The 14,771-nt window shown below is 57.4% G+C and carries 10 protein-coding genes, 1 tRNA gene and 1 pseudogene; 9 read left to right on the forward strand and 3 right to left on the reverse strand.

Annotated features, from left to right (window positions below; all coding sequences use genetic code 11):
• Nucleotides 1–35: 35 nt before the first annotated feature.
• Together tgt and queA are read right to left on the reverse strand one after the other, a co-directional pair.
• Entirely contained in the window at nucleotides 36–1,151 is a 1,116-nt protein-coding gene (tgt, locus tag LOY55_RS24960; RefSeq protein WP_128870527.1) for a tRNA guanosine(34) transglycosylase Tgt, read from the reverse strand.
• A gap of 14 nt (nucleotides 1,152–1,165) precedes the next feature.
• On the reverse strand, nucleotides 1,166–2,215 hold the full coding sequence (queA, locus tag LOY55_RS24965; RefSeq protein ID WP_077431307.1) for a tRNA preQ1(34) S-adenosylmethionine ribosyltransferase-isomerase QueA: 1,050 nt from the start codon (nucleotides 2,213–2,215) through the stop codon (nucleotides 1,166–1,168).
• A 107-nt stretch (nucleotides 2,216–2,322) separates the two neighbouring features.
• Between queA and LOY55_RS24970 the strand changes: the two genes are divergently transcribed.
• The 3 genes and pseudogenes from LOY55_RS24970 to LOY55_RS24980 form a co-directional block, all read left to right on the forward strand.
• A tRNA-Leu gene (locus tag LOY55_RS24970) sits at nucleotides 2,323–2,407 on the forward strand.
• Between the two features lie 163 nt (nucleotides 2,408–2,570).
• Nucleotides 2,571–3,899, forward strand: coding sequence for an integrase arm-type DNA-binding domain-containing protein (locus LOY55_RS24975; RefSeq protein WP_258667054.1), 1,329 nt, complete (start codon nucleotides 2,571–2,573; stop codon nucleotides 3,897–3,899).
• Between the two features lie 981 nt (nucleotides 3,900–4,880).
• Nucleotides 4,881–5,103 (forward strand): annotated as a pseudogene (locus LOY55_RS24980) (integrase); the annotation flags it as partial.
• Nucleotides 5,104–5,122: 19 nt separating this feature from the next.
• On the opposite strand, the gene LOY55_RS24985 reads toward LOY55_RS24980, so the two are convergent.
• On the reverse strand, nucleotides 5,123–5,344 hold the full coding sequence (locus LOY55_RS24985; protein ID WP_017338155.1) for a hypothetical protein: 222 nt from the start codon (nucleotides 5,342–5,344) through the stop codon (nucleotides 5,123–5,125).
• 392 nt (nucleotides 5,345–5,736) lie between these two features.
• Here LOY55_RS24985 and LOY55_RS24990 point away from each other — a divergent pair, with 392 nt between their 5' ends.
• From LOY55_RS24990 to LOY55_RS25015, 6 genes are all read left to right on the forward strand, one after another.
• A complete protein-coding gene (locus LOY55_RS24990; RefSeq protein ID WP_007900657.1) occupies nucleotides 5,737–6,252 on the forward strand; it encodes an Hcp family type VI secretion system effector in 516 nt (171 codons plus the stop codon).
• A 132-nt stretch (nucleotides 6,253–6,384) separates the two neighbouring features.
• Nucleotides 6,385–8,427, forward strand: a complete 2,043-nt coding sequence (gene tssI / locus LOY55_RS24995; RefSeq protein WP_258667056.1) for a type VI secretion system tip protein VgrG — start codon at nucleotides 6,385–6,387, stop codon at nucleotides 8,425–8,427.
• Complete coding sequence (locus tag LOY55_RS25000) at nucleotides 8,417–9,157, forward strand: DUF4123 domain-containing protein (protein WP_258667057.1); 741 nt, start codon at nucleotides 8,417–8,419, stop codon at nucleotides 9,155–9,157. The genes tssI and LOY55_RS25000 overlap by 11 nt, the downstream gene beginning before the upstream one ends.
• On the forward strand, nucleotides 9,154–14,049 hold the full coding sequence (locus LOY55_RS25005) for a polymorphic toxin type 46 domain-containing protein (protein WP_258667058.1): 4,896 nt from the start codon (nucleotides 9,154–9,156) through the stop codon (nucleotides 14,047–14,049). The genes LOY55_RS25000 and LOY55_RS25005 overlap by 4 nt, the downstream gene beginning before the upstream one ends.
• Nucleotides 14,050–14,076: 27 nt before the next feature.
• A complete protein-coding gene (locus tag LOY55_RS25010) occupies nucleotides 14,077–14,349 on the forward strand; it encodes a hypothetical protein (RefSeq protein WP_017338150.1) in 273 nt (90 codons plus the stop codon).
• A 260-nt stretch (nucleotides 14,350–14,609) separates the two neighbouring features.
• Nucleotides 14,610–14,723: a DUF1652 domain-containing protein gene (locus LOY55_RS25015; protein WP_080995113.1), complete on the forward strand. Its 114-nt coding sequence runs from the start codon at nucleotides 14,610–14,612 to the stop codon at nucleotides 14,721–14,723.
• Nucleotides 14,724–14,771 lie beyond the last annotated feature (48 nt).

A 14,771-nucleotide genomic window follows, 5' to 3' on the forward strand; every position in this document is an offset into this window, starting at 1 on the left:
CCAGTTGCAAATGTTGAATCTTGGGGTCAGAAAACTCAGTCCAAAGGCGGAACAGGTAACCCGCGTTTGGCGTAGAAGGCATCGACAAAGGCGGCCAATGTACCCTGTTGAATAGCCTCGCGCAAACCAGCCATAAGCACTTGATAATGACGCAAGTTATGGATGGTATTGAGCATGCTCCCCAGCATTTCGCCGCACTTGTCCAGGTGATGCAGATAAGCACGGGAGAAGTTCTGGCAGGTATAGCAATCGCAGGTCGGATCGAGCGGCGAATCATCATGGCGATGGAACGCGTTACGGATCTTCAGCACGCCGGTATCAATGAACAGATGCCCATTGCGGGCATTACGGGTTGGCATCACGCAATCGAACATGTCCACACCGCGGCGCACACCCTCAACCAGATCTTCAGGTTTGCCAACGCCCATAAGGTAACGAGGTTTGTCAGCCGGCATCTGACCCGGCAGGTAATCCAGCACCTTGATCATTTCGTGCTTGGGCTCGCCCACCGATAGACCGCCAATGGCCAGGCCATCAAAGCCGATCTGGTCGAGGCCTTCCAGGGAGCGCATGCGCAGGTCCTGGTGCATGCCGCCCTGAACGATGCCGAACAGCGCCGCCGTGTTGTCGCCATGGGCTTCTTTCGAGCGCTTGGCCCAACGCAACGACAGCTCCATCGACACGCGAGCGACGTCTTCGTCAGCCGGGTACGGGGTGCATTCGTCGAAGATCATCACGATGTCCGAGCCCAGGTCACGCTGGACCTGCATCGATTCTTCCGGGCCCATGAACACTTTGGCGCCATCAACCGGGGAGGCGAAAGTCACGCCCTCCTCTTTGATCTTGCGCATGGCGCCCAGGCTGAACACCTGGAAGCCGCCGGAGTCGGTCAGAATCGGGCCTTTCCACTGCATGAAATCGTGTAGGTCGCCGTGCTTCTTGATCACTTCAGTGCCAGGACGCAGCCACAAGTGGAAGGTGTTACCCAGAATGATTTCCGCGCCAGTGGCGGTGATATCCCGCGGCAGCATGCCCTTGACCGTGCCGTAGGTGCCCACCGGCATGAACGCCGGGGTTTCTACGGTGCCGCGTGGAAAGGTCAAACGACCGCGACGAGCCTTGCCGTCAGTAGCAAGCAACTCAAACGACATACGACTTTGGCGACTCATTCTTTGTCCTCAGGGCCACGTGGTGCGGGGTTACGGGTGATAAACATCGCATCACCGTAGCTGAAAAAGCGGTATCCATGCTCGACGGCCGCTTTATAGGCAGCCATGGCTTCGGGATAACCGGCGAACGCCGAAACCAGCATCAACAGCGTGGATTCAGGCAAATGGAAGTTGGTGACCAGGGCATCGACCACATGAAACGGTCGGCCCGGGTAGATGAAAATGTCGGTGTCGCCACTGAACGGCTTGAGCACGCCATCGCGCGCAGCACTTTCCAGCGAACGCACGCTGGTGGTCCCCACGGCCACCACGCGACCACCGCGAGCGCGGCAAGCGGCAACCGCATCCACCACGTCCTGGCCGACTTCCAGCCATTCGCTGTGCATGTGGTGATCTTCGATCTTCTCGACGCGCACCGGCTGGAACGTACCGGCACCGACGTGCAGCGTCACGAACGCGGTCTCGATGCCCTTGGCGGCAATCGCCTCCATCAGCGGCTGATCGAAATGCAGCCCCGCCGTCGGCGCCGCCACGGCACCCAAACGCTCGGCGTACACGGTCTGATAACGCTCGCGGTCCGAGCCTTCGTCCGGGCGGTCTATATAAGGTGGCAGCGGCATGTGCCCGACGCGGTCGAGCAGCGGCAACACTTCTTCGGCAAACCCCAACTCAAACAACGCATCGTGGCGCGCCAGCATCTCGGCCTCGCCACCGCCATCGATCAGGATCTTCGACCCCGGCTTCGGCGACTTGCTGGAACGCACATGCGCCAGCACGCGATGACTGTCGAGCACGCGCTCGACCAGGATTTCCAGCTTGCCGCCGGAAGCCTTCTGGCCAAACAGCCGCGCCGGAATCACCCGGGTATTGTTGAACACCATCAAATCGCCCGGGCGCAAATGCTCGAGCAAATCGGTGAATTGACGGTGTGCCAGGGCGCCGCTGACCCCATCAAGGGTCAACAGGCGACTGTTGCGACGCTCGGCCAAAGGATGGCGGGCGATCAGCGAATCTGGGAGTTCGAAAGTAAAGTCAGCAACGCGCATGATGGGGTTCGTCTAGCAGGGGCCGGAAGTCTAGCCGAAATAGTGAAAATTCTCTATGTACCTGATTGACCGACGGTAATCTCATCTCTATACTTCGCCGCCATTGAGCCCTGATGGCGGAATTGGTAGACGCGGCGGATTCAAAATCCGTTTTCGAAAGGAGTGGGAGTTCGAGTCTCCCTCGGGGCACCATTTGCAGTACATAGACGACTACCAGCGTCTACTCAACACCCATAGAGCCCGCTAACTGCGGGCTTTTTGGTCTCTGGGGTTCCACCCCTATCTCTTGCAAGCCAGCCTCTTTTTGGTACATTTTCTGTACATATTCCAGTTCGAGAACCGGAGGTGTACAGCGATGCCATTGACCGCCTTGCAAATCAAAGCGTCCAAGCCTGCCGACAGACCGTTCACCTTGAGTGATAGTTCGGGTCTTGCCCTGCTGGTGAAACCCAACGGCAGCAAGTACTGGCACTTCCGTTACACCTATCAGGGTCGGGCGGCGCGCATGTCACTTGGCGTGTATCCGCATATCTCCTTGCAGGAAGCTCGTGAACGAGCTGCAGAATGCCGCAACCTACTCAAGCAAGGCACCAACCCCGGCGCCAAACGCCGCGATGACAAGCTACGACAGCAGGAGGCCGGGCTCAACACCTTCAGGCGAGCCGCGGAGTACTGGTACCAATTCAAAGCGGACTCCGGCCGCAGCAGCGCGACGCTGAAGAAGATCCGCGACTATCTCGATAAGGATCTACTGCCCGCGCTCGGCGAGAAGCAACTGGAGCTCATCACTCGAAGCGACTGCGCAAAACTGCAGGCCTGCATCGAAAAACGAGGCGCCTTCAATGTTGCGGACAAGACCAGGACCTGGCTGAAACAGATTTTCAGTCAAGCCATTGCACGTGGCCTGTGCGAACACAATCCAGCCTCCGAACTCCATGCCATTGCGATAGCTCCACCACCCACTCAACACTACCCACATCTACATGAACACGAACTACCTGAGTTTCTCCGGGCCTTAAGCAAGACCACCAGTCGGCGACCAGCGAGGATTGCATCATGGATGACAATCCTGACGGCGAGCCGCCCCGGCATGGTTCGCTATGCAAAATGGGAAGAGATCGATTTCGAGGAAGGGATATGGACCATCCCGGCCGCACGCATGAAGATGCGCAGAGATTACGTCAGCCCTCTACCTCATCAATTGATCGCCATGCTTACCAAACTGAATCAAAGCACTGGACGCAGCCGGTATCTGTTCCCTGGCAATGGTGAAAAGCAGCCAGTCATCAGTGAAAACACGATCAACCTGGTGTTTGCCAAGATCGGCTACAAAGGACGACTCGTCAGCCATGGCACTCGTCATACCGCAAGCACGCTGCTCCGCGAACATGGCTGGCTGAAGGATCATGTCGAAAGCCAGCTGGCTCACGTCGAGGGCGGCATCTCTGGTGAGTACAATCAAGCCCTATACCTGCCGCAACGTCGGATCATGATGCAGTGGTATGCAGACTATCTCGATGCCCTCAAAGAAGGCATTACAGCCAACCTTCGCGATCAATTTGATACTCGCGTTAATCAGTTCCTCGCTCGCCCTTCTGCACCGCCTCTAACAGCATCCCATGCACACAAAGATGATCCTCCCCAAAAGTTGCCTATCGAGACAGAATCAACGGCGACTCAGTGATCACTTGATGCCTCACGAATTCGACCCGCTCGACGACAACCTTGCAAAACTACCGTGGCGCATTCCAACACTGGTAAGCCAATGAGATCACCGCAGTCCGCCCTTCCACGCGGGTCCATCCAAACAGGGCTGCAAAGCCGCCCTGTTTGGATGGACCTCACTTAAGAAATCTAAAGCCCGCGCAAACTGTCTGTGGAAAACCACTGATTTCCACCGGTGGATAATTTCATCCACCGCCGCAGAACTCCCGAAAATTGGAGTCTTGACCTCAATTATCCACAGGCGTAGAAAAGATCGGGCAAAGCGCTGTCGTTGACAGCAACCCAGGTAGCCAGAACCTTTAAGGCTACGCCACACCGTGGTGGTTCTCCCAAAGTGCGATGAGCGTCCGGCGGCTCGCACGGTCACAGCGATGTGATGGATGCCTACTTTTACCAGCGTGCCCACTGCGGCAACTCATTCCCTTTCATAGCTGCCCTGCAGCAACCTATCCGCTTGGCCATTTCCTTGCGCCAACCTGCGCCCGTCTCTTTCTCCCGGAAAGAGACGGGCGCTCCTACCGCTGCTGCAGCCCAACTCGTACAAGGCTTTGCGGCATTTCCCCTCGTGACAATCGGCGTGACAAACACCGAAGTCACCAGCAACAGCGATGCAGATGATGGTGCCGCAGCCCAAGGAATGGACTGCACCTGACTGACAGTCAGGGATGCCCCGGTCATCGCCTCACTGCCTTCACCTGACTCAGGATCCCACGGCGCTGGTCTCGTCAGCCAATGCAACCTCCGCCCGCCCACCGGTAACGGTGTTCAGGAGGCCAGATCATGAGATGCCCAAGCTCCCGGTCGTAAAGAGCCGTCAGTCCCGCGTTAGTGGACAACCCTCACAGGTCGCAGGGGCCTTGATCCCTGATAACACTCAACATTCTTGGCGGGATGACGTGGGGAAAGTTTTAAAAGTTTTGGCTTCGAGAGGAGTTTGATCATGGCATTGGTCGGTAGACGGGACGGGCGCAATTTTGGCTATGGCCGACAACTGAGTTATGCCGGGCCGCAGGCCCTCCGCGACCTGTTTGGCGGTGAGCATTACGGCACGGTCAAAGCGCACAGTGATCCCTGGCAGGCGCTTGTGCGGTGGTGTCGGTCGGAGGATGGGCCAGGGTTCAACGATGCGCGGCAGATTGATCGGCAGATCTTGTTGGACTATCCCGAATCGCGTTTTGCCAATTATCCGTACATGTATAAAAGGTCATCGATCAGCTCAAGCTCTTGTTGTGTGTACGGCGCTTTTTGGTATCGGCGAATGGCCTCAAGTACCCCTTTGATAGGCACTTGCCGCGCTGGATCATGAATGACTTCGATCAGCCGACCATAAGCAGGATCTCTTCCCTCTAAGTATTTTTCGGCTAGCTCTGCGAGTGATAGACGAGCTTGTAGATCGGTTAGCATTGGTACTTCTCCGGTCCAGCATTACCTTCAACTACCTTGATGCGAATTGGAAGGTTATGAAATTCTCTTTCTTCGCACAGTGAGCGCCATCATTGGGCCATTGTGCGCAAGAAGTTGCGCAGTAGATCGTAATATTCGCGATCCAACTGCCCTGCAAGCCACGTCTTGCAAAGACTGCAGCCAAGTGCGCAAGAAGTTGCGCAGTGGCGCGCAACTTCTTGCGCACTTTCTTCCGATTATGGTTGTAAAAAACTCGCTGAACGGCGAGCCAGGGCCGGCAGGCCACCGGCGTCTGGGCACTTCACAAAAGCTGGCACGCTCCTTGATAAGTCAGGCACCCACCGGGCGATACCGCCTCCCGGGCACCCTAACTTTTAGCAAGGAGCACATCCATGGCTACACCAGCGTACATGTCCGTCACTGGCGAGAAACAAGGTCTGATCACTGCCGGCGCGTTCACCGCCGACTCGGTTGGCAACACCTACCAGGAAGGTCACGAAGACCAGGTCATGGTTCAGGCTTTCAGCCACGACGTGATCATCCCGCGTGACCCACAGTCCGGCCAACCGACCGGTCAGCGTGTACACAAGCCAGTCGTGATCACCAAGGTCTACGACAAGTCTTCGCCACTGCTGCAAGCGGCTCTGACTTCCGGCGAGCGCATGAGCGAAATCGTTATCCAGTGGTACCGCACTTCGGCTCAAGGTACCCAAGAGCACTACTACACCACCAAACTGGAAGACGCGATCATCGTCGCCATCAACAACAAAATGCACAACTGCCAGGACCCGTCGAACTCGCACTTCACGCACCTGGAAGAAGTGCAGTTCACCTACCGCAAAATCACCTGGACCCACGAAGTATCCGGTACTTCGGGTTCCGATGACTGGCGTGTTCCAGTCGCTTAATCGCGGCTGACGGTTCCAAACATCGGCCAGCTCTGCTGGTCGATGTCATTTGCGCCTTCCAGGAATTTTCGCGTCCGTTGATCCGGCTTTCGGGTGTCAACGCGCGCCGCAGCACTGCACGAGGAACAAGGGATGTTCGCGCCGGCCAATCAGACTCACTTTGCCCTGACTGTTGAAGGTCTGGGAAACGACCTCCAGGTTCTTGCCCTGCAAGGTCGGGAAGCCATCAGCCAGCCTTTTGTGTTTGAGGTGGAGCTGGTCAGTGAGCAGCCGTCCCTGGACCTCGAAACGCTATTGCACAAACCGGCCTTCTTGCAGCTCTCGCCTGACGGCAGCGGCATTCATGGCCAGATCTACCGCGCCGCCCAGGGCGATTCCGGCAAACGCCTGACCCGTTACGCCGTGACCCTGCGTCCGCAGCTGTCCTACCTGGCGCACCGCATCAACCAACGCATCTTCCAGAACCTCACCGTGCCGAAAATCATCGGCATGGTCCTCGAAGAGCACGGCATCCAGAGCAATACCTACGAATTCAAAGTCGGGGCGATTTATCCCGAGCGCATTTACTGCGTTCAATACGATGAATCGGACCTGCAGTTCATCCAGCGCCTGTGCGAGGAAGAAGGTATCCATTACCACTTCCAGCACAGCGCCACGGCCCACAAGCTAGTGTTCGGCGATGACCAGACGGTGTTCCCGAAACTCGCGCCCGTGGCCTATCAGCAAGACTCCGGCATGGTCGCCAACGACCCGGTGATCAAGCGCTTCGACCTGCGCCTGGAAACCCGCACCAGCCGCACCACCCGCCGCGATTACGACTTCGAAAAACCGCGTCTGAAGCTGGAAAGCGAGAACCGTGGCGACGCCCTGCCCGACCTCGAAGACTACGACTACCCCGGCCGCTTCATCGACCGCGAACGCGGCAAGCACCTGGCCAAACGCGCCCTTGAGCGTCACCGCAGCGACTTCCAGTTGGCCGAAGGCCGAAGCGATCAGCCGTTGCTGGTCAGCGGCCACTTCCTGGCCCTGACCCAACACCCCAAAGCCAAGTGGAACGACCTGTGGCTGCTGACTGAAATCCTCCACGAAGGCAAACAGCCGCAAGTGCTGGAAGAGTCGGTAACAAGCAGCACCACCAACCTCAAGGACGATTTCCATCAGGGCTACCGCAACCGCTTCCAGGCCACCCCCTGGGACGTCCCGAATCGCCCGCCGCTGAACCACCCCAAGCCACGCATCCTCGGCAGCCAAAGCGCCGTGGTCACCGGGCCCAAAGGTGAAGAGATCCACTGCGACCAGTACGGCCGCGTCAAAGTGCAACTTCACTGGGACCGCGAAGGCCAGGCTGACGACAAAACCAGCTGCTGGCTGCGCGTCTCCTCCGCCTGGGCCGGCGCCCACTACGGCGGCATCGCCATCCCGCGCATCGGCATGGAAGTGCTGGTGACCTTCCTTGAAGGCGACCCGGATCAACCGCTGATCAGCGGCTGCCTGTACCACAAGGAAAACGTCGTCCCCTACGAGCTGCCGGCGAACAAGACCCGCAGCACCTTCAAGACCCTGAGTTCCCCAGGTGGCGGCGGTTACAACGAACTGCGCATCGAAGACAAAAAGGGCCAGGAACAAATCTTCCTGCACGCCCAGCGCGACTGGGACGAAAACGTCGAGCACGACCAGAAGATCCGCGTCGGCCACGAACGCCACGACACCGTCGAGCAGAACAGCTACAGCGAATTCAAGGCCGAAGAACACCACACCGTCTACGAAGACCGCAAAGTCGAAACCCGCGCCAACGACCACCTCACCGTGGGTGTAAACCAACACATCAAGATCGGCACCGGCCAGTTCATCGACGCCGGACAGGAAATCCACCTCAGCAGCGGCATGAAAGTCGTGCTTGAGGCAGGCGCCGAACTGACCCTGATCGGCGGCGGCAGCTTCATCAAGATCGACGCCAGCGGTGTGACGCTGAGCGGGCCGGTGATCAACATGAATTCCGGGGGGAGTCCGGGCAGCGGCACTGGGGCGGCTCCGCTGATGCCCGGGGCGCTGAAACAGGCGGATGCGGATAAGGCGGGGGCGGTTCTGAGCCCGGCGCAGATCAACACCCTGAAACGCAACGCGCCATTCTGTGAAGAGTGCGAGAAGTGCAAGGCAGGTGCTTGTGCGATCTGATCTGTTGACTCCACAGGCTTGGCTGGCTGAACGGCCGTTGCAGACGGGTGAGCGGTTGTACTTGATCGTTAGCGCGGCCAGCGATGCCGAGCCACTCAAGGCCTTCTACCAGCAAGACATGGCGCCGGAATTGATCCCGATCTGGAGCGGCACGCCTTACGCCGATTGGCAGCCCGTCATGCCCTACCTCGCCGAGCTGAAACCCAATGCCGGTTTTCTGCAATGGATCGCCGAAACCGATGCTCAGGACTGGGGTTGGCTGGCAGTGTCCACCAGCACGCCGGACGTGGTGTTCGAGCACCTGCGCAGTTTGACCCAGGTACGCATGCCCGATGGGACCGAAGTGTTTTTCCGGTTCTGGGACGGGCGGCATATTTACCCGATTCTTGAAGGGCTGGGTGCTGGCGCAGGTGAAGTATTGCCGGTGTTTGACCGCTATCTGATCAATGGCCAGAGCCTGGACGTTGGGCCGAGGGCCGTGCCGCCAGCGAAGGAATGGCCGTGGTGGGAGGTGCCGCAAAAGTTGCTCGATAGTTTGGCGGAAAAAGACCACACCACCGTCGTCGACAACCTGATGCAGTGGCTGGGAGAGGACCGCCCGGAACTGTTCTTCGCCTTTCCCGAAAATAACTTGCGCCACAAGGTCGAGCGCTTCGTGCGCCAACAACCCAATACAGAAGATTTGGCAGAGCGTCTCGCTGCTCAGCTGACAAAGGAAGTCACGTCATGAATACCCCGATCGGTACCTTGGTCCTACACGTGCTGGACGCCAAAACCCCTGACGTGAACCTGATTCTCAAAGACTTCAAGAACTGCCTGAGCGATTACAAGGAATGGGCGGACGGCTTCCTGACCGGTTGGGCATTGGATGTCGACCAAACCTTCAAGGTCGGTAATGAAGTCAGCGTGACCAAACGCAAGACCAAAACCGGCAAGGTCGAGACCTACGCGACCTGCCCTCTGGCGGGCGACTTCACGCTGATCCACATGTTCGAATCAGCACGATTCGTACCGATCGGCAACACGCCAGTGAAACTGGAACCCGTCACCAAAGGTACTTTTTACGACGACGTCACTGGCCCCGTCATTGAAACAACGATCGGCCCGAGCGGCATCAAGGTGATCGATGGCTGCAAGAAAGGCCAGATGTACCGCATTACCTTTTTCCCGAACGTATCCCAAAGCAATGTCAAAGCACTCTACGACTCCTACCAGGGTGTAATCGGCAATCTAAACGGCTGGTTGCAAAGTGAATGGTCGAGCAAGTTCCAGCCTCAGTGGGCCAGTTACTCGGCGGCTGACCGCGCGGGCCGCTCTGTCATTCTGTTAAAACGAGCGATGGATGGTCTGGAAAAGGCGCTGCTCAGGCTGTGGGATGACATCAAAAGCCTGTTCGAACTACTCGCACACCCAAAGGAAAACCTCGAAAAGCTGCGCAAGTACCTGTCGGATGTCGAGATCGACAAGCTCTATGCCGCGTCCAAGGAGTCCATTGCTTCGGGTCTGTTGATCCTCAGTGACGAACCACTGATGTTCATTTACGTCTCGGCGATTGTGGCGTGGGTCGGCATGCTGCCGCCGCAAGTCATCGTTGACGTGGTGACGGCCATTGCGTCGGAATTCCTGATCAACGTGGTATTGGGTATTTGCCTCACTGGCGGTGCCGGGATCGCCGTGCGGGTGGGGACCAAAACTCTGTCCACGGTCAAGTCCGGTACGGCGCTCAAATACCTTGAAGAGCTGGCCGCAAAACTGATGAGCCTGAGCGGCAAGCACAGCCTGCCAGCGCACGCGGAGGTTTCCAAGCCACTGATTGCCAGTGCCAAAAGCGTGCCGATGAAGCCGACCAAAACGGCGGCGCTCAAAATCGACGAGGCCGCCGCCAACGGTTCTAAAAGTCAGGTGCCGAAAACCACGGATACGCCGAAGCAGGAAGTGAAAGACGCTTCTTCATTTCCGCGTGGCAAGAAAGACAAACAGACCACCCTCGCACCAAAGGAAAAGGTCGACGACGCTCCTACTCAGTCAAAAACGCCTGACGACAAAAGCGCCGCCTGTGCCAAGAAAACCTGCACCAATGGTTGCCCGGTATCGATGGTTACCGGCGAAGAGCTGCTGACCCTGACCGACGGTGAACTCGGTGGTCTGCTGCCCTTCAGCTGGACGCGCCTCTATCGCACCAGCGCCGCAGAAATCGACTGCGGCCTCGGTTACGGTTGGAGCCACGCCCTGGCGCAACGCGTCGACATCAACGGCGACGAAGTAATCTGGACCGACCACGAAAACCGCGTCACCACCTTCCCGTTGCCCAGTGTGCAGCGCCCGGCGATCACCAACAGCCTGTCGGAAGCGGCGATTTTCCTTGGTGACGATCCGTCCGAACTGACCCTCACCCAAGCCGGCGAACACACCCAGTTCTACCACTTCCGCTACAACAGCAAAGGCGCGACGCTGATCGCCATCAGCGACAGCTACGACAACCGCCTGCACATCACCCGCGACATTCACGGACGAATCAAACGTGTCGATAACGGTGCCGGTCGCGCCCTCCTCGTGCGTTACGACCGCAAACACATCGTCGCCATCGATTACCAGCAGTTCAGCCCGGCGGACAACCTGGAAGATGCCTGGAGCACCGTCCAGACCCTGGTCACCTACGGCTACGACGCCCAGCACCGCCTGATCGAAGCCAAAAACGCCGCCGGTGAAGCCGAGCGTTATGCCTATAACGACCAGAACGTCATTCTCGAACGGCAACTGGCTGGTGGTGCCAGCTTCTACTGGGATTGGGAAAAAGAAGGCAAGTCAGCCCGCTGCATCCATCACTGGGCAAGCTTCTCGCAGATGGACGCGCACTACGCTTGGGATGACAAGGGCAGCGTCACGGTTACCAACGCTGACGGCAGCGAAGAGGTCTACACACATGACGACCAGGCTCGACTGGTCGCCAAAGTCGACCCGGATGGTGCCGAACACCTGAAGGCCTACGATGACAAGGGCCGCCTGATCGCCGAAAAAGACCCACTCGGCGCCGTCACCGAATACCAGTACAACGAAGCCGGTCGACTGGTTGCGGTGATTCCGCCGGAAGACGCCCCCACCACTTACGAGTACTACCACGGCTACGTCCGTGTGGTGAACCGTGGCCCGGCAAAGTGGACATACTGGCGCAACGATCAGGGCGACATCACCGAACAAGTCGACCCGGACGGCAACTCGACCCACTACAGCTACAACCGCCAAGGCCGTCTGCTGGAAATCCGTCACCCGGATGGCAGTCGTCATCAACTGGGCTGGAACAACCTCGGCCAACTGCTCGAAGAACAGCTACCGGACGGCGGCCAGCGCAAATATCGCTACGACGCCTTGGGCCGGCAGATCACCCGTCAGGACGAAAGCGGCGCGATCACCCACTACCAATGGAACGCTGCCAACCGCCTCGCGCAAATCACTTTGCCGGGCGGCGCTACGCGCGCCTTCACCTACAACGCCTACGGCAAAGTCACTGCCGAACGCGATGAACTGGGCCGCGTAACCCGCTACGAATACGCCGATAACCTGCACTTGGTCAGTCGTCTCATCAATCCGGACGGCAGCCAACTGCGTTATCACTACGACAACTCGCGCCTGCTGCTCAGCGAGATCGAAAACGAACGTGGCGAGCACTATCACCTCGATTACTACCCGAACGGCCTGATCCAGCAGGAAACCGGCTTCGACGGTCGCCGGACGGCCTACGAGTACGACCTCAACGGCCAACTGCTGAAGAAAATCGAATTCGGCGACGACGGCAGTGAGTTGTTCACCGAATACCAACGCGACGCCGCCGGCCGCTTGCTGGTGAAAACCCTGGCGGATGGCGACGAAATTCACTACAGCTACGACGCCCTCGGCCGCCTCGTCAACGTCGACGACGGCCACTGGCCCCTCGCCTACGAATATGACCTGCAAGACCGCCTGATCACCGAACACCAAGGCTGGGGCACTCTGCGTTACGAGTACGACAACCTGGGCCAGTTGAGTCATTGCCGCCTCCCCGACGGCAGCAAACTCGACTACCGCCACCAACCCGGCGGCCGCCTGAGCAGCATCGACCTCAACGGCTCGCGCCTGACCACGCACCAGTTCAGCGCCGGTCGCGAACAACAGCGCCAACAAGGCCTGCTGCTCAGCCAATACCAGTACGACGAACAAGGCCGCTTGCAAGCCCACACCGTCAGCCAGCAGGACCGCAACCTGTTTCGCCGTCGCTACGCCTACGATGCCAACGGCAATCTTGCGGGTATCGACGACAGCCGCAAAGGCAAGCGCAGCTACCATTACGATCCGCTCGATCGCCTGATCAACGTCCGTGGCACCACCCCGGAAAGCTTCGCCCACGACCCGGCGGGCAACCTCCTCGGCCAAGGCGACCAGCCGTCCGCGAACCTGGTCAACGTCAAAGGCAACCGCCTGCTAATGCAGGGCGACCGGCACTATGACTATGATGCCCATGGCAACCTGATCCGCGAACGTCGCGGCACCGGGCAAAAACTCGTCACCGAGTACCGTTACGACTGCCAACATCGCCTGATCGGTGTCAGCCTCCCCGGCGGCAGCATCGCGAGCTACCAGTACGACGCCTTCGGCCGACGCATCGCCAAAACCGTCGATGGTCACACCACCGAATTCCTGTGGCAAGGCGAACGCCTCATCGCCGAAAGCGCCGACAACCGCTATCGCAGCTACATCTACGAACCGGGTAGCTTCCGCCCGCTGGCGATGCTCGATGGCGAAGGCTCACTGAAAGCCACGCCGTTCTACTACCAACTCGACCACCTCGGCACCCCGCAGGAACTCACCGACTACAGCGGCGAGATCATGTGGTCGGCGAAATACCGCGCCTACGGCAACCTCGCCACCCTCGACGTTGCAGAAATCGACAACCCGCTGCGCTTCCAGGGCCAGTACTTCGATGCCGAAACGGGCTTACATTACAACCGACATCGCTACTACAATCCGGGGACTGGACGGTTTTTGACGCCGGATCCGATCAAGCTTGCGGGTGGGTTGAACAACTACCAGTACGTACCTAACCCTACGGGGTGGGTGGATCCGTTGGGGTTGAGCTGCGTTCCGAGTAACTGCCCAGATGACAGACGAGCTGAGCTGAATCAAAAATACGGCCGGACAGGGGATATCAATAACGATATCAATGCCCGCGGAAGAAAAGAGACCGCTACGGAGTTTTACCGAACACAAGGCTTTGAAGAGACAAGCATTCCAGGGCATTTAAACGGCATAGATTTTAATCAACCGGTAAATGTAGAAACGTTAAACCGAGGAAAAACCGTTTATCAATTCCAATCACCGGGTGCTCCACAAGGCAACTACTACTCTCTGAACCCTGCTACAACCCCATCAGAGCTAGGAATTGGTCCACTCGGAGATAATCGTGCAGCAGGGACAGTCGAACTAAAACTGCAAGGTATTTATCGAACAACCGAAAAAACGCCCGTATTGAAATCGACAGCCAAACAGATAGATGATACTTGGTCTGTGAAAGGTGTGACACAACCGTCGTCAGGGGGTGGTACTCAAGTCTTTAGCAGCGCTAAAGGAAACTTCGAAAAAATCCCGTAAACTGTAATAACATTTAGGAGGCCACAAATGAAACAATCCGATCTATATGACATGGCAAGTCGTTGTGGCTTTACGGTAACAGTATTTTCGGATCACCCCGATTTTTTCTCATCTTGGTCTTTGAGCATCAAAAAAAATGAACAAAAATACATGATCGAACATGAAGGCAGAGACAACTGGTTAATATTTTACAAAGAAAACGAACCGAATAAATTTAAAGAGATAGACAAAAAAATATCTCACGCAATGAACGACAATGCAAAACTGAAGCAGTGTGAGTCTTGGCTTTTAAGTGTTTAACAAACAAAAAGTTAGCCACAAAACAAAAGGGGATAGCCGTGCCTGAGTTCAGGCGATCTGAAAATCCGACTTTTTCAACAGAATCGGCCGATTGCTGCATGTCGCCAGGTACTTTTCGACCCATAGCGCATGTCATTACGAGGGCGAGGGATGACCGCTAGAGGTGATGCAGCTTGTCGTGATCTCAGTCAACACCGAGCAGGTTGTTTATGATTACTGAACAGAAACTCAAACCACCTTTGAGGTTGAGGACATAGGTCATGATTTCCATCCTTGAACTTCGCCACATCATTGAGTGCGGTTTTCTGCCTCTTTCTTGCGTCTGCACTGTTGGCGCTGATGCGATTTTGACCCAAGCCGCCGGAAATCATTGACCCATTCGAATATTCAGCAATCGATGACCTTGCGTGGGATTTCAGAGG

It is taken from the genome of Pseudomonas sp. B21-040 (genome assembly GCF_024748695.1).
GTDB lineage: Bacteria > Pseudomonadota > Gammaproteobacteria > Pseudomonadales > Pseudomonadaceae > Aquipseudomonas.